Origin of the sequence: Acinetobacter sp. ABJ_C5_2, assembly GCF_044538485.1 — a bacterium.
Taxonomy (GTDB): Bacteria; Pseudomonadota; Gammaproteobacteria; order Pseudomonadales; family Moraxellaceae; genus Acinetobacter; species Acinetobacter nosocomialis_A.
The window spans coordinates 16011-39502 of sequence record NZ_JBIUCS010000028.1; the positions used below are offsets into that span (position 1 = coordinate 16011).

27 protein-coding genes and 1 pseudogene are annotated in these 23492 nt (G+C 37.3%); 24 read left to right on the forward strand and 4 right to left on the reverse strand.

Annotated features, from left to right (window positions below; all coding sequences use genetic code 11):
* The first annotated feature begins 16 nt into the window (after positions 1-16).
* From ACH8JV_RS16365 to ACH8JV_RS16425, 13 genes are all read left to right on the forward strand, one after another.
* Entirely contained in the window at positions 17-385 is a 369-nt protein-coding gene (locus tag ACH8JV_RS16365) for an HK97 gp10 family phage protein (protein WP_396522512.1), read from the forward strand.
* Position 386: 1 nt separating this feature from the next.
* On the forward strand, positions 387-785 hold the full coding sequence (locus tag ACH8JV_RS16370; RefSeq protein WP_396522514.1) for a hypothetical protein: 399 nt from the start codon (positions 387-389) through the stop codon (positions 783-785).
* A 5-nt stretch (positions 786-790) separates the two neighbouring features.
* Entirely contained in the window at positions 791-1186 is a 396-nt protein-coding gene (locus tag ACH8JV_RS16375; protein WP_396522516.1) for a hypothetical protein, read from the forward strand.
* Positions 1187-1376: 190 nt separating this feature from the next.
* Positions 1377-1727 carry a hypothetical protein gene (locus ACH8JV_RS16380; protein WP_396522518.1) on the forward strand — a complete coding sequence of 117 codons (351 nt, stop codon included), beginning with the start codon at positions 1377-1379 and terminating at the stop codon, positions 1725-1727.
* Positions 1727-2662, forward strand: coding sequence for a phage tail protein (locus tag ACH8JV_RS16385; protein WP_396522520.1), 936 nt, complete (start codon positions 1727-1729; stop codon positions 2660-2662). The genes ACH8JV_RS16380 and ACH8JV_RS16385 overlap by 1 nt, the downstream gene beginning before the upstream one ends.
* A 52-nt stretch (positions 2663-2714) precedes the next feature.
* Positions 2715-3632 carry a phage tail tube protein gene (locus tag ACH8JV_RS16390; protein ID WP_396522522.1) on the forward strand — a complete coding sequence of 306 codons (918 nt, stop codon included), beginning with the start codon at positions 2715-2717 and terminating at the stop codon, positions 3630-3632.
* Positions 3633-3703: 71 nt separating this feature from the next.
* Complete coding sequence (locus ACH8JV_RS16395; RefSeq protein ID WP_396522524.1) at positions 3704-4219, forward strand: hypothetical protein; 516 nt, start codon at positions 3704-3706, stop codon at positions 4217-4219.
* A 477-nt stretch (positions 4220-4696) separates the two neighbouring features.
* Positions 4697-5506 carry a hypothetical protein gene (locus ACH8JV_RS16400; RefSeq protein WP_396522526.1) on the forward strand — a complete coding sequence of 270 codons (810 nt, stop codon included), beginning with the start codon at positions 4697-4699 and terminating at the stop codon, positions 5504-5506.
* A gap of 118 nt (positions 5507-5624) precedes the next feature.
* Positions 5625-5921: a hypothetical protein gene (locus ACH8JV_RS16405; protein ID WP_396522560.1), complete on the forward strand. Its 297-nt coding sequence runs from the start codon at positions 5625-5627 to the stop codon at positions 5919-5921.
* Positions 5922-6440: 519 nt separating this feature from the next.
* Complete coding sequence (locus ACH8JV_RS16410; protein WP_396522528.1) at positions 6441-7070, forward strand: TonB family protein; 630 nt, start codon at positions 6441-6443, stop codon at positions 7068-7070.
* A gap of 112 nt (positions 7071-7182) precedes the next feature.
* On the forward strand, positions 7183-7524 hold the full coding sequence (locus ACH8JV_RS16415) for a hypothetical protein (protein ID WP_396522530.1): 342 nt from the start codon (positions 7183-7185) through the stop codon (positions 7522-7524).
* A gap of 3 nt (positions 7525-7527) precedes the next feature.
* A complete protein-coding gene (locus ACH8JV_RS16420) occupies positions 7528-7854 on the forward strand; it encodes a hypothetical protein (protein ID WP_396522532.1) in 327 nt (108 codons plus the stop codon).
* Positions 7855-7910: 56 nt separating this feature from the next.
* Complete coding sequence (locus ACH8JV_RS16425) at positions 7911-8729, forward strand: hypothetical protein (protein WP_396522534.1); 819 nt, start codon at positions 7911-7913, stop codon at positions 8727-8729.
* A gap of 23 nt (positions 8730-8752) precedes the next feature.
* Here ACH8JV_RS16425 and ACH8JV_RS16430 read toward each other — a convergent pair whose 3' ends face one another.
* The gene (locus tag ACH8JV_RS16430; RefSeq protein WP_396522536.1) at positions 8753-8983 is read right to left on the reverse strand and encodes an Arc family DNA-binding protein; all 231 of its coding nucleotides are present in this window, start codon (positions 8981-8983) and stop codon (positions 8753-8755) included.
* 123 nt (positions 8984-9106) lie between these two features.
* On the opposite strand from ACH8JV_RS16430, the gene ACH8JV_RS16435 reads away from it, so the two are divergent.
* From ACH8JV_RS16435 to ACH8JV_RS16480, 10 genes are all read left to right on the forward strand, one after another.
* A complete protein-coding gene (locus ACH8JV_RS16435) occupies positions 9107-9268 on the forward strand; it encodes a plasmid partition protein ParG (RefSeq protein ID WP_396522538.1) in 162 nt (53 codons plus the stop codon).
* Positions 9269-9347: 79 nt separating this feature from the next.
* The gene (locus tag ACH8JV_RS16440; RefSeq protein ID WP_396522540.1) at positions 9348-10277 is read left to right on the forward strand and encodes a KilA-N domain-containing protein; all 930 of its coding nucleotides are present in this window, start codon (positions 9348-9350) and stop codon (positions 10275-10277) included.
* A gap of 67 nt (positions 10278-10344) precedes the next feature.
* Positions 10345-14514 (forward strand): tape measure protein, encoded by a 4170-nt coding sequence (locus tag ACH8JV_RS16445; protein WP_396522542.1) that lies wholly within the window; start codon positions 10345-10347, stop codon positions 14512-14514.
* Positions 14515-14616: 102 nt separating this feature from the next.
* Positions 14617-16065, forward strand: coding sequence for a hypothetical protein (locus ACH8JV_RS16450; protein ID WP_396522544.1), 1449 nt, complete (start codon positions 14617-14619; stop codon positions 16063-16065).
* A 96-nt stretch (positions 16066-16161) separates the two neighbouring features.
* Positions 16162-16512 carry a hypothetical protein gene (locus tag ACH8JV_RS16455; protein ID WP_396522546.1) on the forward strand — a complete coding sequence of 117 codons (351 nt, stop codon included), beginning with the start codon at positions 16162-16164 and terminating at the stop codon, positions 16510-16512.
* A complete protein-coding gene (locus ACH8JV_RS16460; protein WP_396522548.1) occupies positions 16512-17018 on the forward strand; it encodes a DUF1833 family protein in 507 nt (168 codons plus the stop codon). The genes ACH8JV_RS16455 and ACH8JV_RS16460 overlap by 1 nt, the downstream gene beginning before the upstream one ends.
* Positions 17015-17377, forward strand: coding sequence for a hypothetical protein (locus ACH8JV_RS16465; RefSeq protein ID WP_396522550.1), 363 nt, complete (start codon positions 17015-17017; stop codon positions 17375-17377). Before ACH8JV_RS16460 ends, ACH8JV_RS16465 begins: the two co-directional genes overlap by 4 nt.
* A complete protein-coding gene (locus ACH8JV_RS16470; RefSeq protein ID WP_396522552.1) occupies positions 17370-20807 on the forward strand; it encodes a host specificity factor TipJ family phage tail protein in 3438 nt (1145 codons plus the stop codon). Before ACH8JV_RS16465 ends, ACH8JV_RS16470 begins: the two co-directional genes overlap by 8 nt.
* Before the next feature lie 115 nt (positions 20808-20922).
* Complete coding sequence (locus ACH8JV_RS16475) at positions 20923-21312, forward strand: hypothetical protein (protein WP_016138370.1); 390 nt, start codon at positions 20923-20925, stop codon at positions 21310-21312.
* Between the two features lie 42 nt (positions 21313-21354).
* Entirely contained in the window at positions 21355-21900 is a 546-nt protein-coding gene (locus tag ACH8JV_RS16480) for a glycoside hydrolase family 108 protein (RefSeq protein WP_396522554.1), read from the forward strand.
* A 113-nt stretch (positions 21901-22013) separates the two neighbouring features.
* Here ACH8JV_RS16480 and ACH8JV_RS16485 read toward each other — a convergent pair whose 3' ends face one another.
* The 3 genes and pseudogenes from ACH8JV_RS16485 to ACH8JV_RS16495 form a co-directional block, all read right to left on the reverse strand.
* Complete coding sequence (locus tag ACH8JV_RS16485; RefSeq protein WP_396522556.1) at positions 22014-22442, reverse strand: hypothetical protein; 429 nt, start codon at positions 22440-22442, stop codon at positions 22014-22016.
* A gap of 3 nt (positions 22443-22445) precedes the next feature.
* Complete coding sequence (locus ACH8JV_RS16490) at positions 22446-22622, reverse strand: hypothetical protein (RefSeq protein WP_396522562.1); 177 nt, start codon at positions 22620-22622, stop codon at positions 22446-22448.
* Positions 22591-22719: pseudogene (locus ACH8JV_RS16495) on the reverse strand (SOS response-associated peptidase); the annotation flags it as partial. The gene ACH8JV_RS16490 and the pseudogene ACH8JV_RS16495, both read right to left, overlap by 32 nt.
* Positions 22720-22791: 72 nt before the next feature.
* Between ACH8JV_RS16495 and ACH8JV_RS16500 the strand changes: the two are divergent.
* Positions 22792-23484 (forward strand): hypothetical protein, encoded by a 693-nt coding sequence (locus ACH8JV_RS16500; RefSeq protein WP_396522558.1) that lies wholly within the window; start codon positions 22792-22794, stop codon positions 23482-23484.
* The last annotated feature ends 8 nt before the right edge of the window (positions 23485-23492 follow it).

The following is a 23492-nucleotide window of genomic DNA, read 5'->3' on the forward strand; positions in this document are numbered from 1 at the left end:
AAAGTGGAGATGATCAATGGCGTGGACGGGAGTAAAGCCGACTAGCTTTAGTTTTGAAGTTGAGAAACAGGCAGATGAGCTTGTAAAGAAAATCACAATGGATACAGTTCAATCACTTGTTGTTTCAAGTCCTGTGGATACTGGCGCTTATCGGGCCTCTCACATTGTTTCTGTTGGATCAAGTGATTACGGTGTGCGAGAGCCCTCAACAAATGCAGTGCAAGATGCTGCGATTCAAGCTGTGAAATTTAAACTTGGTAGTTTGATCTATATTCAAAACAACAAGCCTTATGCTGAGCGCTTAGAAAACGGTTGGTCCGATCAAGCGCCGTTAGGGATCTACAGCACAACGTTTACATACATTACTCAAAAGTATGGTGGCTAAAATGGCAATGACTTTAGAGCAGGCACGACAAGCAATAGTCGACCGTATGATGAGCTTCACAGGAATTTCTCAAGACAGAATCCAATATCCAAATGCTCCAGGCTTCACAGTGCCAACTAAAGGTTTATGGTGCCGTTTGGCTATCTCAGGAGGACCTAGCTTTATTGCTGGACTTTCTGATTCACCTTGCACCCGCCGTACTGGCAATATCTTAATTCAGTGTTTTGTCCGGCCTAATACTGGAGATAGGGAAATAACAGAACTTAGTGATGCTTTGCTAGCACATTTTGAATATTTCTCAGTCGAACATTTAGAATGTTTGCAAGGACAATCAGTTTATACGGGTAAAGATGCCGACTTTGTGCAGTACAATGTATCAGTACAATTTAGAGTTAATTAAAAATCATGAAAAGTAAAAGCCTATTTATTGCACTATTATTATGTTTATCGAGCAATGCGTTTGCTATCCCAGAAACTGCACCTACGCCTACCGAAATATCTAATGGAATATATTGTGAGAACATTGGTAAAGTTGCTTTTTCTACTTTTAACGCCATGTGGGCTCATGTTAGTAAGGATGCAATAAAATTAGTATTTACAAGTTTTTTAGGTGACGATTATAAAGAGGATGTGAGTGATGTGGTAGATAAGGTCTATGATTTTCCAGAAGTAACCGAAAAAGATGAAAATAGCATACTTGCTATGGTGAATTTTCCACGCCAAGTGGAGGATGAATGTTTGGGAGCTAAAAATGAGCCAAAACAAAATAATGATAAGTTTGGTGGTTCATTTAGTGAATAATTTGAACAAAACAAAAGGCTTAATTGCCTGAATTTACCCAATAAACCTGAACTACTTTTAAACGAACCTGTCCTTAGCGGCAGGTTTTCTTGTTTTCAAACTAGGAAAAATGGACAAAAAGTCATTTTTTCAACTGAAAGAATAAGCCTTGCAGTAATGCAGGGCTTTTTAATGGCTATAGGAATCACTTATGAGCAATTTTGTTTTTAAACGTGGTGACACATTCAACCTGAACTTACAGCTGGTTGATATGGATGAAACTTTACCCTATCCACCGGATGATGTACGCCGTGCTATTGATCTGACAGGCTACACGTTTACATCACAAGTAAAGACCTTGGACGGTGTAGCTGTAGCAACGATGACTTGTACCCCATTGAACCAAGGTGCACAAAAAGGTTGGTTGAATGTGGGGTCAAATGGTAGCACTGTAACTTGGGCGTTAGGGCTAGTTCAAATGGATATAAAAGGAACAGTGGGAGGGGTGACTCAACACACTGAAACTCTGACTTTCCAAGTTATTGATGGAGTGACAGCATAATGGCCAATCTTGTTTTTAAATACAGCTGGAGTCATGGACCTTATCCTTTGAACTCAGCGCAAGGAAAGCGGCAATTCATGTTGCCTTTCGCTTCAGGCATTCCAAATCTAGCACCAGCATTTTCTCAAATTCATGACATTCCAACTACCAACCCTGCATCCAGATTGGTAGGAACCCAACCAGGTAATGTTATGGAGGTAGGAGCATTTGGAATCGGAGCTACAAGTCTTCCACTATTTTCAGCCGATTTTGAATCACAAAAAAACTCAAGAAATGGGTTTTATGATACGTCTGCCGCAGGTACTAATATTCCTGATGGTCAATTAATGTACACAAATCGTGGATACTGGATTAAAGGTATTGTTTTCCCAATTTCAGGTGCACCTCAGCTTCTAAGTGGCCATATTAAATCCACAGCCTTTCAATTTTATCCTTTTTTAATGAGTGGGCTTAATACCACCACCGATTCTAATGGCTTTATTAAAGGTGCATCACCAATCGTTAAATTATTCGCCTCAAAAATTGAGTTGAATCATGATGCCGCCAAACAACCGATCGATTATGAAAAAGTTGGTACTGGCGACTACTTACTTAAAGGCTCTTTAGGTTTTGCCCAAGAAGGTTGGTACATCGAGGTACCTAAAGATGCAAACGGAAATAACGTCGTAGCTGTTGAGTACAAAGCGTTAGAAAATGGTGATATTTCAATAAAGACATATAAGCGTAAATTTGATTTTGAACTTGCAGCCATTATGGCTGACCATGAGAGTCCTGTTGATATTCCCGATGGCCGATGGATTGATATTCGTTTACATGAAGAACCTGAGGTTATTTCAGATACACCTATAAATTTTCAGCCCACAAATTTATCACAGACAGTGTCAGCAGCACTTGAAGGTATAGAACCGCCTGAAGTGACAGATGAAAACCTTTAACAACCCGCTAACTCAGCGGGTTTTTTAATGCCTAAATTTTGGAGAACCATAAATGAGTTCAGGTGCAAAAATTCGATTATATGCTTGTGAAGAAGCAGTGCTAGGAACAACTCCCGCAAACCCGATCTGGTACACAGTCCGACGTGTAAAAGATAGTTTGACTGAAAAAGTAACTACTGAAGATAGCAGTGAAGTAGCAGATTCACGTTTCCGCCAAGGCAGTGTCGTAACTGAAGCTGAAGTAACTGGTCAGTTAGAGTTTGAGTTATCGTTAGGTACCTTTGATTTATTCTTAAATGTTCTAGCTTTCAATAACTGGGCCGCAAATGCCTTAAGTTTTGGTGGTGGAGTACGTAAGTCACTGACCTTAGTAAAAGTCTTTGAAGATATTGGTCAAGTCTTTATTTATCGTGGAATTCAAGTAAATACAGGTGAAATGACTATCCAGACTACAGGAAAGATCACGGGTAATTTTGGTCTAGTTGGTAGTTCATTTACGCGACAACAAGTTAATCCGGTTATCAATCCAGTTCCAGCTTCAACACGACCGCTTGTAAGTATGCCTAATGTTGAAAAATTATTAATTAATAGTCAGTCGATTCAAGGTAAAGCTTGTCTGCAGACTCTCACTATTAACTTTAATAATAATCTGGAAGCTATTCGTTGTATTGGTTCAGGTTCATATACTCCAGAATTTTATTTAGAGAAAATGATTGATATTGGAGTAAATGCTAACTTTATGTTCTCGGCAACATCGGCAGCTTGGATTGATGCAATTAAAACGCGAGATATCTTCACACTGTCATTTGACATTACAGACAGTAAAGGGAGCAAGTATTCTTTAAACTTCCCGCAGCTCGAAGTTAAGGAAGCGAATCATCCAGATGGTGGAGGTGAAGACATCATTACAGTGGACATTAACTTTGCCCAGGTGCGTACAAGTCCAATAATCATCCGTTCTCTTGTCTAATTTTTAATAATCAATCTTAAAGCTCATGGAATGCCGTGGGCTTTTTTATTTCTAAAATTTCAGAGGTAGTTATGGCATTAAAAGTTGGAATTATTAAAAGCTCAGAAGTGTCTAAATGGTGTGAGTTTAAAGATACAGCTGGACAAGTACAGGCAGAGTTTAAAGTTCGTGGTATAGCATATAAGCCTTTCCAAGTTGCTATTGAGCGAGCAGGCAATCAGATCTCATCTAAGGGATATGATGTGATGGCTAGTGACCCTTCCGCTAAGCTTTATGGTGAACTCCTAATGGATGCTTGCGCGGCTCATCTAATCGAAGATTGGAAAGGTGTGGTATTTGCACAAATTATTGATGGCAAGTCTGTAGAAACTGATATGCCTTATACTCCAGAGAATGCTTCAAAACTTCTCAACCTTGGCGATATTGGTTTTTCAATCTGGTACTTTGTAAAAGAACAAGCTCAGAAAATTCAGGAAGAAGCCGATAAAGATAAGGCTTTAATTCTGGGAAAGTCATCGATCTCTACAAATACCAAAAAACCTATGCGTCGAAAACGCCGCATGAAATCGAACAAATCAAATTCTTAGGTGGACACATCCCGGAGCCGCCAGAATACTCTTATGCAGCAGAGTCAGTTCTGGTTGCCTTCAGCACGATTTCGAGATCACGACGATATGAGCAAGGCATTCCTTTATCTTTAGATCAGCAGGCTATCAATGTCTATGCTGAGCATAATGATTTACCAGTTGCTGCTCATATCTTTAATGACTGTATTTTTGCTATTGATAACTTGTTTATTGATGAAGCTCATAAGAAGATTAAGTCTAAATCTAGTAAATAACCATTCTACGGTTTGGTTATTTTAATAATCCTTGATGATCTTTAAGTTATTCTGAATAATAAGAATAAAGTCTAAATAACTATCAGATTTCAATTGACGAATTTATTGTCAAAGAGTTTATTAAAAGAACAATAATTAAAAGTGAGTATACATTATGAAATACATTAGGTTTTGTATTGGGTTAATAACGCTTTGCATATCTCAGATAGGGATAGCAGCTCAATTGTTAGATTTAGAAAATGAGCCTAAAGCAGCTCCAAATAGTTTGAACCCAACAGAGGCTTCCAAAGATTGTATAGATTCTTTAAGGAATCGATTTGGTACTCCATTATTTAATATAGTTGGCCATGGTGATACAACTTATGTAATTTCTGTACTAGCAGGACAAGATATAGCAAATACTAATGAACTGACATATTTTTCGCAATATCCCGATGCCAATAAAGAATTAGATGCAATTGTTAATGCTGTAAAGAATAAAATCCCATCCGAAAGTAATAAGTTTACTCATGATATTGTGACGAAACTACATTCATTACATGGGGGAGATAGTGAAAAAATTAAACAGAGAAGAATAGAGGTAGAAAATGCGATTAAGAATAATTTGAAAAAATCTGAGGATATTTGGAAGGCTGGACTCTTAATACATGCTTTGGGAGATACATATGCACATACATATAAAAAATTTTGGACTAATGAAGAGGTGGCATATGGTCCTACTACAGGTCATTTAGGTGACTCTATTTTTGGAGAGGATCCCGATTCAGTTACTTCCCCTAAAACTAAAATTAAGTATCTTGCTTATATTGAAAATTTATTCAACATATTAAAAACTGAAAAAGCAAACGATCAGAAATTTCAAGAGTTTAAAGAGAAAGCTAAGAATTCAAAATGTAAAAATGATGCATGCTTTAGTTACGAGGTTTTAGAATTCGATGATAAAATGGATAGATACAATCGCTGTATGGATAAATATATGACTCCATTATCAAGACCTCAAGTTCAAGAAGTAATGGATCAGATAAAAGACTAAGCTTAGTAAAAATTATAAAAAGGACAACTTAAGATGGTTTTTTATATAATGTATTTTAAATTCTTAAAATATTCTTTTAATTATGAAACCTATACTTCTAATTTTACTTTTAGCTGTAATGGTGGGGTGTGACAGATCTTCTGATATTGAATCAAAGATTAATTACAAAGCTCGGTTTGAAAAATCGGATGCTCTCATAGGTATATATTTAGATAAATTGGATTCACCCTCGACACCACCTAAGGTAAAAGAAAAGATTCTTTGTGAAAGTTATCCAAACGAGTACAAGCAAAATTACATGCCATCGTTAATGGCATTAGCTCCTAAAGATCATAAGGAAGCAAAGCTTTTAAGTGATTTGAAAGCCGCGACTGATTACTACAAAGAAAAGTTAGGTATAAAGTGTTTTAACTAATCAAATTCTCATAAAGCCACCTTCGGGTGGTTTAATATCTGTCATCTAGTAACAGTGAAATACACTTATTATAAATATAATGTTGAGAACAATTTATATTGAAAATTAATATGTTAGAAAAAACTTTTATATACTTTGGGGTTGTCGATTTATTTGGTTGTTTTGGTTAGCTGTACTAAAAACACAGAAATTAACCCACTTCCTCCTTCGGTTGAAGCGCAATTTAATAGTTCGGATAAACAAATAGAGAAGATGCTTGATGCATTAAATAATCGAGAAATGCCCTTCGACGAGAAGAAATAGATATTGTGCAATACATATCCCGATGTGTATAAAAAGCAATATATGCCAGCATTACTGAAGCTTGCACCAGATCAATATACAGAGGAAACACTTCTTAGAGACTTTGAGGCAGTTACTAACTTCTATAAAAAAACTTTTGCCATTAATTGTGATTGAAATCACATATAATTTAAGAACTTTTATTTATTTAAATAAATTGTTTAATACTAGGTTGGTATGAAAAATTTAAAAATTATTTTCTTAAGCAGCATTATTTCCCTTTCATTCGGTACATATGCTAGTGATTATATTAAAGAGTTGCCCCCACATTTAAATTGGAAGCAATTACCTAAAATTGATGTTCAAGATAAGGACCTACAAGGTTATGACCGTATTGTTGAGATTTCTGCAGATGCAAATGAAAGTGGGGTAATAACTAGTGCAAAAATCATAAAAAGCAGTGGAATAGAAAAATTAGACAAAAAGATCTTACTAGCAATAAAAAGTGCTAGTTTTAATCCATATCAAGAGAACGGAATTTACTATCCTATAAGATTTATACAACCTCTGAATTTAGAACTTTCTAGAAAGCCAAAATTTAAAAACTATCCAAAAATTATTGTAAATAGAAGTTATATTAAGGGTATGGAACGAAAAGTTACCATTTATTCAGAGGCAGATAACAATGGAAATATAACTTTAGCACAGATTAAAAGTGGTAGTGGCGTGCCTGAGCTAGATACTTATGTATTGGAAGAATTTAGAAAGAAAGCACTATTCTATCCTTTGATTGTCAATGGTTCTCCATATCCTATACGAGATACTTCTCAATTTATATTTTCAGATAAATTAAATACGTTTGATTAAAAAGTGAATGATAAATAGGTTTTAGTGACCACCTTCGGGTGGTTTTTCTTTATGTGACATTTAGTAACCAGTTTGTTAAAGTTAGTATACTTTATAACAAATGGTGAAATTCATGAGAAAGATAATTTTAGGGAGCATGTTAGTGGCTGCTTTTTCCACATCATTTTCACATGCTTTAGCTCCCAAAAATGGAGATGAGCCAACTTATTGTGAGCAGATTGTTTCGGTCCATGGTTTGTTAACTAGAGCACAATTTGAATGTGGATATAGTGAATATAACAATGAGTTAATCTCAGATTCAGCCAAGTGTTTTCAGCATGAGCTTGGCGAGGAATATGGAAAAAAAGTCCTTATGTTTGGCATGAAAGAATTTGACCGAAATGTGAAAAAAGATGGGAAGAATGAGACTTGTAATAGTTTATTAAAAGAATTTCCAGAGTATGTAAGGAAGTAACTGATGAAAAAGCTACTACCAGTTGCATTTTTACTCACAGCATCATTTATAACTCACTCAGCCGATACTAATGATAAACACTGTAGAGATGTGAATAAACTTGCTGAAAATGTCATGCTCTTTAGGCAGGAAGGGGTTTCTGTGGTTAGACAAATGGAGATGATAGAGAGTATCAAACCAAGCAAGGATTTTAAAAGATTAATGGAGATGATGGTCGAGGAAGCCTATAAAGAACCAAAGTTTGGATCAGAAGAGTATAAGGCGGAAGCAATAACCGAATTTGCAAACAATTGGTACATTCAATGCAAGCAAGCAAATCGAAATAAGTAGAGCACTTTAAGATGCTTTAATTGTTGAAACTAAGAAAAGTTTATAAGTAGGTTTTCATGAAAAAGATTGTTTTATTGGGATTATTACTTTATTCGGTGGCTTACGCAGGATTTGAGACACCCCAAGAGCAACAAAAGAAAATGCTTGCCGAAAGATTGGTTAAAACCAAACAGTATACTGACAGTATCATTGGTAAGACAGCATGGTATAACTCCAGTGAGTGTATGGCAAATCCAATTTATGCTGAAAGATGGCATATGTCATATAATGATGCATCATACAAAACTGATGACAAATATGTACCTATAACTTTTTTGGAGGCTGAAGTTAATCAAGGTACTTATCGGGATGATATAGTCTTTAAGGTTAAAATAGATAATAAGGAAGAGGGTTATATTGGGACAAGCGATGCATCAAAACTTGAAATAAGTGATGGTTGGGGGTGCTTTAAGGCTCAAAATCCAGAAAATAAGACTAAGCCCAATTCAGCAATTTTAGAGACCAATAGTATTTATAATAAGTGGGATGTTAGTTGTAGGAAAGATGTATTCAATGGGAAAAAAATATGTTCTGTTAGTAAGAGTGGATTAATGGTTCTGTTTATTGATGGTAGATTTGCGATAGGTGTAGGAAGTCATCATTATCCTGGGTCGAATAGTGCAATAAAAATTGATGACAATGTACCTTATTCAGGGAAGGAAGGATTAATTAATCCGTTTTACGCAAATCTAATCATTAAGCAAATGAAAGATGGTAAAAAAGCAGTTATCCGATATAGAGAGTGGCCATATGACTACAATAAAGATACCGAAGTAGACCTAGCGGGTTTTACAAAAAAGTTTAATGAAATGCTTGAATGGTATAAGAAACTTTAAAAAAAGCACCCTAGGGTGCTTTTTTAACGATGACGATATTTAATTAGCATATCTCTTAGCTCTGCAGTTAATGCTTCAGCTTCTTCTTTCCACATTATGGCTTCTTCAGAGCTAATTTTAGAAGAGAGACTTTCTTCCAATCTAACAACAATTTCAGCTGTTAAGGACCTCTCATTTTCTTTTGCTTTCTGTTCAAGATCTTCTTTTAATTTTGTCGGAATTCGGAAATTCACTTGAGAATAATCTTTAGCCATAAACCATATACCGCAAATCAACAATCAACTAATCATATATAGCAAAAGTGCTTTACACAATAAAGCAATAGTGCTATAAATTAAAAATGCTATATAGCAAAAGTGCTTTATTTGAGGTTGAAAATGACACGGCATGATAAGCAAATGAATATTCGGATGGCTCATGAAACAGTAAATGAATTGAAGGAGGCAGCGAAGAAGAACCGTCGATCAGTAACGGCTCAGTTAAACCAGATTATTGAAGATTGGTTAAGAGAGCAGAAGCAACAAGGTGCGAAAGCATGAAATCAACAGACAACAAAAAAGCTCCTAACTTTGCACGGTGGGGAGCTTTGATGAAGTCGCAATCTACAGGAAAGACAACATGTCTAATTTAACACAAAACTTTTTAAACCCAAACAATAAGCCGTTAGTTATTGGTGAATTTTCAATTCGTCAAGATGAAGACGGGCGTTATTGTTTGAATGATCTCCATAAGGCTAGTGGAGATGATAAAAAACATTTTCCTGCATATTTTCTTCGCAACCAACAAACTAAAGATTTAATCGCAGAAATTGAACTATCAAATGTGAATGGATCAGATTCTGAGCGATATGAGAATTTGCATATCGCTGTAAAAGTAATCAAAGGTGGTTCTGACAAACAGGGTACTTATGTTGTTAAAGAACTAGTCTATACCTATGCAATGTGGATTAGCCCTAAATTCCATTTAATGGTAATCCGTGCTTATGACTCACTTGTGATGGAGTGGCTGTTAAATGGCAAACAAACAATTTCACCTGAGCAAGCTGGCATTCTTTACAACATTGTTCACACAAGAGCGAATGGAAATAAGAACTCAATCGTTCAAATGTGGAGTCGCTTAAAGAACCACTTTAAATATTCTGCAAGTTATAGGGAGCTAAGAGCTATCCATTTTGAAGATGCTAAGCATTATTTAGAAGTTATGGATTTGACAGGTAAACCCAATAATAAACCTGAGAAAAAACCTCAAGGTTCATTGTTTGATAAAGATGCATATGAACTGGTTCGCAAACTAACGGAAGCAGTCATAATAGAAAATGATGAAATCGTTCCAGTTTTGCTAGCTGTCAAAATGCTTGATGTGAAGAAGTTCGCATATTACTCACACTTAGTAGTGAAAGCGAATGAAGCAGCACGAGATATCGCTCGATTATTAGATTTTAGGAACCCACAAAATGAGCCTTTAATCGATGCAAACTGTTCGGTGATAGCAATGTCAAATGGGCAGAGATTTCTTGCAAGGCCCAATTGGTTTAACTGCCCAGCTTAGTAATTATATTTAACTTAAACAGAACCCACTCAATGAGTGGGTTTTTTATTGCCTGGAGAAAAGTGGTATGGCACAAGAATCCCGTTTGGTCATTGTTATTGATTCGCAGAACGCGGAACGAAATGCGCGTAATCTAGGCAATGAACTCGATAGTATAGAAAGAAGAGGAGATTTCGCTTCAAGGTCTATGGATCGCATGTCCGTAGCTACCCGTGCCTTAGCTGGACATATGGCTGGCCTACTAACTATTGGCGCTGCTGTAAATAAGATGGATACCTATACAGGATTACAAAACAGACTCAAATTAGTTACAAATTCTCAAGTGGAGCTCAACCAAGCATTAAAAGATACATTCAATATTGCTCAGGCAACTGGGCAAGCATGGGGCAATACTGCACAGGTTTATCAACGATTTGCTGATAATGCAAAAGCACTAGGGATAACTCTGCAACAAACCTCATCACTGACCGAAACAGTAGCAAAGGCTATTGCAATTACTGGTGGTAGTGCCGCAAGCGCAGAAGCAGCATTAGTCCAATTTGGGCAGGCAATGGCATCCGGTGTTTTACGTGGCGAAGAATTTAACTCGATTGCAGAACAAGCTCCAGGTTTATTAAAAGCAATTGCAACGGGACTTGGAACTAATATTGGGCAGCTAAGAGGGATGGCAGCAGAAGGAAAACTGACTGCTAATGTTGTAGTTGAATCTTTAGAAAAGGCAAAAACTTCTGTTGATGAGTTGTTTGGCAAAACAGATTTTACTATCGGTAACTCATTAACAATACTGAACAATGCTATTACACAATTCATTGGTGAAGCAGGTAAAGGGTCGGGAGCAGCGCAGACTCTATCTGGATCGATCCGAGTTTTGGCTAATAATCTGGATTTAATAGTTGATGGTGCTTTTGTTCTTGGTGTTGGTCTAATGACCAAAGCGGTTTTAACAAAAACTATTGCTATTCAGGCAAGCATTGTGGCATCTGCTCAACAAAGAGCAGCTAATCTTGCAGAGGCACAATCTCAAGTACAGTTACTAGGTGTAGAAGCAATGCGAGCAAGACAATCTGCTGCATTGACTCTCACAGAGGTAGGTTTGGCTCGAGCAGAATATAATGCAGCATTGAGTGCAAATGCACGTGCGTCGGCGATTCAAAGACTAACCGCTGCTGAAATTGCCCATAATATTGCTGTAAAAGAAGCAACAATTGCAACTACAGCCTATTCGGTAGCTCAAGGAAATTTAAATAGGGTGACTACACTTGGAAGCCGTGCTCTAAGTTTGGTAGGTGGACCAATTGGTGCAATCACACTTGGAATTACTGCTTTGGCGGCTGGCTATATGTATTTCCAAGATAAGGCAGCAAAAGCGAATCAAAAACTTGAAGAACAAGCAAAAGTTGCTGAGAGAACAGATGAGGCTTTAAAAAAATTATCTGGCAATGATAAGGCAAAAGCTGTTAATGATCTAACAGCTGCATTTAATTCTCAGAATGATGCATTAGAGAAATCGTCACGTTCTGTTGGATCTGCATTAATTGATATCGAAAACTATGCTAGAGGAAACAGAGAAGTTGAAAAAATTTCGCTAGATGCAAGAACTGGAACTATCAGTTATTCAGAAGCCATTGAGCGTTTAAATAAAATTAAATTGCCTACTGACCTTTATGAAAATCTTAAAAAGCAAGCTGCGCAATATGACCAAAATTCAGTTAAAGCAGCTCAATCTGCTGACAAATTAAAAATCTTTGGTGTTGAAGTAACTTTAACTGGTAATAAAGCTCAGAATGCAGCAGCTCAGCATCAACAGCAAGCGAATGCTTTAGGAAATACTGCTAGTGAAGCTGAAAAGGCAACCAAGGCTTTACAAGATTATCAAGCTAAGCAAAAAGATAGCGTAATCGATTCAATCTATAAATCTGGGTGGCTCGATAAAGGGTATTCTGTTGCTCAAGCTAATGCCATTTTAGAGTTGCAAAAGGCCAAAGGAATGAGTGCAATTCTGACCAAAGATGAAATAGACAGTGCACTGAGAAATTTAAAAATCATGGAAGCTCAACAGGAGAGAGAGGATAAATTAACCGAAGCTAAGCGTAAACAAACGCAAGAACTTGAAAAACAGCAAGAACTTACTAAACGTTTAGTTGGTATTTCTGGTCAATCTGGTATTGGCACTGGCCCTCATCTTGATGTTCGATATGGCGGCTCAATGTCTGGACAGAAAGTTTCTAATGAACATCTGGCCCGATTGCAAGCAGGAGGAAAGCCATTATCCTCGTATAAGATCAGTTCAAATTACGGTCCACGAAAAGCCCCTACTAAAGGGGCTTCTTCATTTCATAAGGGTATTGATTTTTCAATGCCTGAAGGTACGCCGATCACAACTAATGTCGCTGTAAAAGATATCAAGACAAGATATGACAGCAAAGGTGGTGGTTATGTCAGCGAAGTGATCTTTGAGGATGGAGTATCTCTTAAATTACTTCATCAATCACCAAAGATGCAAAGTAAGGTTAAAGGTGGTGCAAGTAAAGGTAGTGATAAGGCATCGGGCGATATTCAGTCACAACTTAATCGTCAGCTTGATAATCAGCGTTCTTTGGAAAATGAAGTAGCTACCGAAGTACAGCGGATCCAGAATAATTTAAAAGTTAGACTGGAGGATGTCGATAAGGCTGGATTCTCACCAGAACGAACAGCTGAAATTAAGACTGAATTACAGCGCCGTGCAGATAATGATGTGGCTATTGCCAAACAAGCAATTAGAAGCAAGCTGGAAGACTACAAGGAATTCAAGAAAACAGAAGAACAGTTACTTGAAGAGAACTTTAACCGTAAAAAGTTCAATGCTGCCCATGATATTGAATTAAGTAAGTCAGAACAGAAGCAGGCAGTCGAATTGCTAGATCAGGAATATCGACATGAGCTAGGACTATTAAAACTAGCCCAAGAACAACGCTTATTTCAAGCCAGACAATCTTTACTAACTGAAACTCAAGCCATGCAAGAGCGTTATAGATTAGAGCGGGAGGAAATCGCAAAAACTGTTAAAGATCCTGAAGAACGTCGAGCAAGAATTGCTTTATCCAAAACTAATCAAGACAAAGAAACACGGGACAAAGTGAATAATGCTGCTCAGAATTGGAGTGGCATTCAAGCAGATATGATTGGTACCGGTGAGTTCTTTAGACAAGATCAAGAGCGATCCAGTCGGTTGGGTAGTGCTCATAATCTTTTTGATAGTCAACTTACTTCTATAGACTTTAGTGAACAGAGCTCACTAGATGCGTTAAATGCACAATTTGAACAACAACTTATTAGCCAGCAAGACTTCGAAAATCAGAAAACAGCAATTATTCAAGCTGCTCAAGAGCAACGAAATCAAATTGCTATTGAATATGCTCAGAATGCTAAGGATATTGAAGATAAGTATCAACAAGATCGATTGAACACACAGATTGCCCTTGGTGGACAAATGATGGGTTCAGTTACTTCGATGTTTGGTTCAATGTTTGGTGAGCAATCCAAAGCTTATAAGCTTATGTTTGCGGCAGATAAGGCATATGCCATTGCAGCTGTAGGTATTGCCATTCAGCAGAATATTGCAGCAGCTTCAAAAGTTGGTTTCCCTTATAACTTGCCTTTAATTGCTGGGGCAGTTGCTCAAGGTGCAAGCATTATTGCAAATATTCGTGCAATCAAAGATCAAGGCTTTGCTGAGGGTGGCTATACAGGATCAGGTGGTAAATATGATGTTGCCGGTCTAGTACACAAAGGCGAGGTTGTATTCTCTCAGAAAGATGTCGCTAGAAATGGAGGTGTTGCAGCGGTTGAATCTATTCGAAAAGGTGGAATGACGCCGTCTAATAATTCGGATCTATTCCATGATGGCAAAGTTTATTTCTCTTCAAATGGTTTGGTTTCAGATCGTTCAAATCTTGATGATGTGCAGGATTTCACATTCGGTCGTTCTTCACGACCTCAATCTGAGATTGTGTCTTCAATTGCACCTTCCTCTCCAGTGATCAATTTCAAAATTGAAGTTGTGAATCAGGTTAGTGGGGCAACAGTTGAAGCTGAACAACTGGATGATAAAACAGTACGTATCATCGTAAGGGAAGAGCTTGATAAGCAGCTTCCAAGAGCTGTACCAAAACTAGTAAGTGATCAAATTGGGAATCCAAACTCAACTATTAGTCGCTCTTTGACTGAGAATACAACCGCAAGACGTAATCGATAATTAATATAAACCACCTTCCGAGGTGGTTTATATTATTTTTATATTGACATTAACTATAAATAGTTATTTATTAAAAGAACAATAATAATGGGAAATATAAAAATGGAAAAAATACATACTGTTTTAATTATATTGTTTGTAATGGTTATAACAAATGGATGTGTAACTAAACAACCAATAAGACCACATTTAGATACTGCTGCAACATGTAAAAAAGGAGTTAACAACTTTTGTGATAAAGAGCAATTTTATAACTTAAATGATAAAGTTAAAATTGCTGTGTTAGAAATTAATGACTTTGGAATAATTTTAAACAAAGATGGTGCTGAAAATATTTTAAATTATATCCGCCGTTCTATGGAATCAGAGCAATCAAAACCTATTATTAATGTCTACATCCATGGTTGGAATCATGGTGGGAAAAGTAAAGATAGTGATTTGACTCAGTTTGAAGGTGCAAACTTAGCTTTGTCTCGTACTCAAAGGGGTATTGATAGTACTAAGCGAGAGGTAATAGGAATATATATTTCTTGGCGTGGTCAAACATTACCCACAAAAACTTTAAATACAATAGTTACTTTTTGGGGAAGGAAAGCGGTTAGTGAAGAAGTTGGTCGTGGCGAGTTGACTACTTTTATTTCCAGATTAGAGAATATTGTAAAACCAGAAAAAATTAAAGAATCTAATAAAAATGGTACCTTAATATTAGTAGGACATAGTTTTGGTGCTTCTGCTTTATATACTGCTATTCAGACAGAGTTGCTCAATAGATTCTATCAGTCACTGGAAGCACAGAAACTAGATAAAAATCAAAAAATACAAGGTTTTGGTGATATGGTGATATTACTTAATCCTGCAATTCAAGCATTAAGATTTACACCTTTACGAGAGGCAGTATTTACTGAGGCAAACAAAAATAAAGATATATTTAAAAATAATTTACATCCCAACTTAATTGTGCTGGCTACTGATAATGATTTTCCTGTTAGGCATCTTTTCTCATTGGGAAGAAATTTAGCTGAACTTAAAAACTATCATGGAAAAACGCCAATTCATGTTGGAAATACAAAAAAAATTGAACAAGCAAGTCTTCGTAAATTGGATACAACAGCTATTGGTCAATATGAACCATATTTCACTCATTGGGCAACAATTGAAAATAAAATTGAAATTAAAAATGAGGTTCTTGAGGTGAATGACTGTTTAGAAAATAAACCTGATAAAATAGAGTGGCTGAAAACTCTGGTAGATAAAAATAAGGATTCAGAAAATATTGCAGATAATACATATACTAATTTTTTAATAACCAATAATACTAAAGATGAAGAATATGATTTACACAGTAAGGTAAAGTGGGCTGCACTACATGCAGGTAAATCAAATGTTTCTTGGAAAAGAAACCCTTATTGGTTTGTAAGAGTTAATAAAGATTTTATAAATGGTCATAATGGAGTGTGGAGTAAAAATGTTGGTTGTTTTGCTTTAGTTTTATTAACTACTGATAGAGAGGATGCTGGTACACAGACGATTTTCTATCCTATTATTCAGTAAACAAATAATTAATTAAATTTAAAAGTTCTTATTTTTACTTATGTATCTATTTTATAAAGCGCCATTTGGCGCTTTTTTATTAATTAAAGGAGCATTATGTACAAGCTAAAGCTAAATCCTCAAACCAGCGGCTATGGCGTAACACCGGGTGATGATGTGAAACGTAACAGCCACATTGTTGATGTGAACTGGAATTTAAGTAAAACCGATTTCAATAAAATGATGGCTTTTTGGCGGGTCTACCAGAACAAGCCAGCCTCATTTTATGCAGACTTGGTGATTGATCAGGGAACACGTCAGCAATACCTGTGTAACTTCATCCCCAACTCGTTCAAGACCAATGAAGTCAACGGTAATCTTTACAGGGTAAATGCTCAACTTGAAGTTATTCAAAATCAGCCGAACCTTACAGATGATGAGGCTCTTATAAAAGATTGGGAGGTTTAATGAATAACGAATACGCCAAGTTCTTTCTCAATCGTAAAGTTGATATCTATCAACTGGAATGTATTGAACTCTCACATCCTTCTTTCTCAAATACCTATCGGGTTGTCCGTAATGATGACCGTGGGGTATACGTTCAGCATAGTGTAGGATCTGGCCAAATCTTTTATGAATATCTACCGGTGTCAATTCAGAGATCCGGAATGTTGGGTGATCTGGACCAGACGTTAACAGTCTCAATTTCTGGTTTAGGTGATGTATTGCCAGATGAGTTCGAACGAGTAATTGAAGGTCAATTCCCAGATGTAAAACCAACAGTAAATTACCGGATTTATAGTTCCGACAATTTGAATGCGCCGATGCATTACTTATTAGGGCTTCAACTTGCAGGTGTTTCAATGAACCACAAGGCGGTGACGTTCAAGGCGGAATCACCACGTTTAAATACCGCTAAAACTGGTGACATTTTCTCACTGGATCGCTTTAGTGGACTAAAGGGGGCTGTATGAAAAGTCACGATCATTTGCTTGATAAGCAATACGATGAAGAGTATTACAATTGTGTTCATTTCGCGCATGAAGCTGCTATAGATCTATACGGAATTGATCGAGCAGAAGCACTTGAATTGTTTATGCAACCTAAGGGCAAAATTACTTTCCTGCCATCACGGTTAAAACTTTTAAATCCGCTGCCGATGCCCAAGGAAGGCTGCATAGTCGCCTTCCATCCTAGACAAAGAAATAAGCCCCCACATGTGGGGCTTTTTCGTGGGCAGAAGGTTTTACACCTTATGGAAGCTGGAGTCACATATCTAGCTGAAGATGTCATTAAAGCGATGGGGTTTAGTCGGGTCAGTTATTATGATTAAGATTATTTATAAGCAAGATCCTTTATCTGAAGAAAAGACAGTTGAATATGCTCATACCATAGGGCAATGGCTCACTTCAAAATATGAATATCTACCAGAACATATCCGTATTTTTCATACTGCAAGCAATATGGATCATGCGGAAATTTCTTTTGCGAATGAAGTCACACCGAAGAATGCCCATGATTTAAAGCAACTTGATTTCTTACCGGGTACATTCATTGTGATTGAGAATCCAAAAGGGATGCCAGCGCTTATTGCTGCTATTGTGTCAATAGTTCTAAGTGTAGCTGTTGCGTTGTTAATGCCAACACCTTCGATTGCTCAGACCAACAATAATAATAACCAGTCTTCCTCAGCAAATAATGAACTATCAAACCGTGAAAACAAGATTCGTGTGAATGGCCGTATTGCTGATATTTATGGTGCAGCTCACGATACACCTGACCTTATCGCAGTCCCTTACAAGGTTTATGAAAACAACGTGGAGGTTGAGCATGTTGTGGGCTGTATCGGTCGCGGTCACTATAAAATTAATGGTGCCTATGACGGTGAAACTAATATTGTCGATATTGCTGGAGCATCGGTAGAAGTTTACCGACCAGGTGTAGATATTGTCTCGGGACAACCCTATTTCTCGCTTGGAAGCGAAATTACAACACCACCGTTAACCGTTCAACATCAAAACTCGGTCAATGGACAGATTTTACGTCCGGCAGATACGCAGACATTGGAAGGGACCAATTATCTTCTTTTTGCTTATCCGAACGAGATCCTGCGGGCATCTGCAAACAATACGGATCTAACAACAAAATTTGTCAGCAATGATCGTCTAGAAATCACCAATGCTTCATTTAGCTATAACGGACAAACTTTTGATTTAAACGGTACTTACAGTGTCTTATCAGTTGCTGATGACCGGATGGCATTATCTAACCCAGCAGCAGTTAATCCGAACTGGTTAAAGCTAAAAGAACTCACTAATCAGCAAACTGTTGCTTTGTCTCCAAAGCTTTCATCCATAGGTGAAAAATGGATTGGCCCATTTATCTTAGACAATATTGAACGCAGTCGAGTGCTTTGTAACTTTGTAGCTACAAATGGCCTTTATACCGTTTCTTCAGGGGGCGATCAGGCAGCTGTTAACGTCACGATTGAGGTTGAAGTAACGCCAGTTAATGAGTCCGGTGCAGCCATTGGTAACCCAATGCTGAAACAGATCATTCTCAAAGGTTCGGCTAAGTCACGCCAAACAGTGGGTGCAACGCTTGATATGGTTACATTTCAGGGGCGCTGTAGTGTTCGTGCTCGCCGTTTAACTCAAACTCCGGGAGTCACAACCGTGGTTGATGATGTGAAGTGGCAAGCACTTTATGGTGCTTATCCATTGCAGAGCACTGTGTATGAACATGAAACGGTTTTCCGTGCACGTACATATGCAACCACAGGAGCTCTATCGGTTAAGTCTCGCAAGATCAATTTTGAGCTTCAGCGGATGTTGCCAACCTATAAAAATGGAGCAATGACCACAGAGCTATTCCCAACTTCAAGTTTTGCGGATGCTCTTGTATCGATGGCACTGGATGACAAGATAGGTCGTCGTACGATCGACGAGATTGATCTGGAAAACATCTATCGGACTTATAACGATATTGTCGATTATTTCGGAACACCTTTAGCAGCAGAATTCTGTACAACGATTGATGATACAAACTTATCGTTTGAAGAGCTGGTAACGAACCTTTGTGATGCAGTGTTTTGTACAGCATATCGGCAAAATAACAAGCTTAAAATATACTTTGAGCGACCGACGGATAACTCAGTTTTGCTTTTTAACTTCAGGAATATCATTCCAGATAGTTACAAGCATGATCTCACTTTCGGTGTAATGGATGATTACGACGGTTTGATCTATGAATATTCGGATCCGACTGACGATAGTCGTATCAACATCTATTTACCTAATAAAGGTGCCAAAAAGCCGAAAGAAGTGAAATCAGTTGGTGTACGTAACAAGTGGCAAGCCCACTTTAATGCGTACCGACTCTGGAACAAGTTACGCTTTCAACGTAAATCAATTACCTTTGATGCGGCACCTGAGTCAGAGTTGCTGGTTTTGCGTGACCGTATTGCTGTAGCTGATTATCGCAATGGAATACATCAAAGTGGTGAGGTTGTGCAGCAAGAAGGCTTGATTCTCACCTTGAGCCATGACGTCGATTTTATAGCTGGCAAGAGCTATGTTATTTATCTTCAAATGGGCGATGGTACCGTGGACCTGATCCCTATCACGGCTGGATCTACCAAGAATAAGGTTGTTTTAGGACGGTTGCCAAACGGAGCCTTGAAGCTAAGTCCTGATGATTTTGTTAATACGATTTATACAGTTGTTAATGATGACACCAAGGGTTCATTGCCTTATCTGGTAGCGAAGAAAGATCCAGTGGATCAGTTCTCAAATACCATTACTGCAGTAAATTACGATGTGCGCTATTACCTTAATGACAAGGACTTTATTGATGTGCCGGTAGACGATTCACCGATCTATATTCGATATGATCAGCTAGATATTAATCTGGCACGGCTATATCAGATGCAAAGAGGTGATTTGCCAACGACTGGAGAAATTAGCTTTATTGTTGAAGCCGGTGCTTTGGTATCGAGCTCCAGTTCGTACCGATCAGAAACTAGATTTGTCTATTATCCTAAGTATGATGGTAATCCTCCTAAACGCGTATTTACGGTTCAATCCGCTAATGAACTTCCTGCAATTGATACAGGAGATTTTCCACCTGATCTGGTTGTTAATCTTATCATTAAGGGAGCTGTAGTTGGCCGTGGCGGAGATGGCGGATTACCGCATCTTGCATATGGTGCATGGTCTAGTGATCCGGATTTTAACTTTACCAAAACTCGTCGTGATGGATTTCAGGGAGCACCAGGCTTATTGAACCGACATAGTAAACTGAATTTGACCATTGATGGTGGAACATTGGCCCGAGGTGGCTCAGGCGGTGGAGCAACGCCAAGTGGTATTTATGCAGATTCATCATTTGGAGTTCAAGGCGGTGCTGGTGGTGGTGGTGCACCATTTGGACGTGTTATGTCTGGTCAGCCAATTTACAATGATTCTCAGGATTGGCGACTATACCTAGATAGTTATTTATTAGTTATGAAAGTTACTGACGCTGGTGCAGAAATACCTGGAAAAGGATCTAGGTTTGCAAATGGCTATGTTACGCCTCCACTATCTGGCGATGGGGGTGGCTGGGGGCAACGTGGTACTAAGTCTACAAATAGCGACACTTGGAATTGGCAATACCATGGTACGACTGAAGGCCAACCTGGGCTGGGTGGACCTGCAATTGTTGGAGTAGCACCACTAACGACACAATTGATAAATGGAGGGAAAATCTTACAAACCCTTTAATACTTTGAAAGAACCTTGAGCACCCAATTGGGTGCTTTTTTATTATCCCTCGAATGAGGAATAGACAACGAAAAACTATCGCTTTCGAGCGATTTTTTTATTTCTGGAGATACAAATGGAACCAGTTTCCACTAGCGGTTTAACAGCACTTTTAAAATTTTATGGGGCAGCAATTATGGTGACTTTAGCAGTCGCTTTAGTTGCAGCAGTTGTATTGATGACACGTATGCCGCGCTCACCACAAGAGTGGGCTGTAGGCTTGATCTGCACGGTTGTTTCAAGCTTGGCTGGCGGTTCATTCATTATTGTGAAGTGGGGTCTTCATGAATGGATTACAGATATTTGGGGAATGATTGCATTAGGTGGCTTCTTCTTTATTTGTGGTATTCCTGGTTGGGCTTTGGTCCGTTGGATTTTTAACTTTATTGATAAACAGGAAGGTAAGACGATTGTTGAAGTAATTAAAGAAGTGAAAAAAGCCCGAAAAGATATCGAAAACAGCTAATGCCGCCTTCGGGCGGTTTTTTATTAATTGAGGAAAAGTGAAATGAACATTGAACAATATCTTGAAGAACTCATTAAACGAGAAGGTGGTTACGTAAATAACCCTGCAGATCGAGGTGGTGCAACAAAGTACGGTATAACTGAAGCTGTGGCCCGTGAAAATGGCTACAAAGGAAATATGAAAGATTTACCGCTTGAAGTTGCCAAGTCTATTTATCGCAAAAACTATTGGACTGCTCCACGTTTTGACCAAGTGAATGCAATTTCTTCTGCTGTAGCTGAAGAGCTTTTAGATACCGGTGTGAATTGTGGTACCGGCTTTGCAAAACCTCTTTTACAACGTGCTTTGAATCTACTGAATAATGAAGGCAAAGCAGGTTGGTCAGACTTAGAGGTCGATGGTGTTTATGGCTCAGAAACGCTAGGAGCCCTTAAAACATACTTGTCAAAACGAGGAAAAGAGGGCGAGAAAGTTCTGGTACGAGTTCTTAATATCATGCAAGGACAGCGCTATATTGAAATCTGTGAGCGTAATCCGAAGCAAGAGCAATTTTTTTATGGCTGGATCGCCAACCGCGTTTCACTTTGAAGGTTCTGGTTTTGCTGAATTTCCTTGGTGTATGACACCCCATAGTGAATGTTTTGATAATTTAATCAAAACCACAGCCAAAGATAACTAATAAAAAAGGGGCCTTTGCCCCTTTATTTTAAACTTTTCTTTTTGAAAATATAAATACCACTAAAAATTGAGAATATAGCTTGAAATAAAAGCCATACAAGTGTTGAGTAATTTGAACACTTAGTGATGGAATCATAAATAATCTCTTTATAAGATACAGTTTCCATCATGTTTAGTAGTATGGATTCAGCTAAAAATAGAACCAGAGAAATAATAGTATAAAAATACTTATTTCTTATAAAAATTAAGATTATTGAAAATATGATCGATAATAGGCCGCACATCCCTAACATTGATGGATCATTAGCCGAAACTCCATTTAACTCTTTAAAATAGGTAATAGTACCAATAGCAATATATTCATTAATACATAAATCTTGACCAAACTTATCAATCGTATATCCACCAATACCTGATAAGAATAAAAATAATATAGCCACATATCTAATCATAATTTATAAACTCAATTTTAATGATGGATCAAATTTCCATGTTTCAACTTGTAGTTCTGGATCTGCACGGCAAGTTCCTTGGCATCCATCTGGAATTGCTATTACGTCACCATTAAGAGCTAATTTTATAGCTTCTTGTAAAAGATAGGCCATCTTTAGAAAAAATAAGAGGGCAGTCATAACCCGGATAAACATCAGTTTTATAGTCGAAGGTTGGTTCGAATAGATCTAAGAGGTGTACTCGGTCTTTTGATATCGGCTCATAGTTTGCACACATAATCTGCTCATTCATATTTTTTATAATTCTTGATAGATTATAAGTTTATAAAAACCTTATGAACGTAAGACTATGGTTAAAAATGTTGTAAAAGTTGGATGGATACTTACTTTTATCTGGATTTTAATAATTGTTTTTTTATTAATTAAGAAACCAATACCCTCTACATTAAATGAAATAGGAGATTTTATAGCAGGTGTATCATCACCACTTGCTTTTCTTTGGGTAGTAGTTGGTTACTATCAAAGTCAACAAGCTTTAGTGATGCAAGCAGAAGAGTTGAGCCACAATACTCAAGCTTTAACTGCTCAAGTTGAAGAAATGAAAAAAACAACTGAAATACAAGAAGATCAGCTCTCAGAGATGAAAGCACAATATGAAGAAACAGCACTTAATGAACAAAAGAAATTACAACCTTTTTTTCACATCAAAATTGAAAATGTAGCTAATATGAAGGAATATCAAATTATTGAGTTGGGCCTTTGCTGTGAAAATGGATTCGCAAGAAATATTGCTATTGAACATGTAGAAAGTGGGAGTATAAGTGATTTTCAAAGTTTCATAAAAAGTAAAGATAAGCTTAATTTGAAAATTAATATAATAGTAAAAAGTATGAGTGAATTGAATAATAATTCTTTTGATATAATTTATTGGGATGTTAATCATCAATATATGAAACAAAGATTTAAATTTTTCAAAAACAATATGGATGATAATAATTTTTTATTTGATAAATTTATTTATTCTCAGAAAAAAGCACCCTAGGGTGCTTT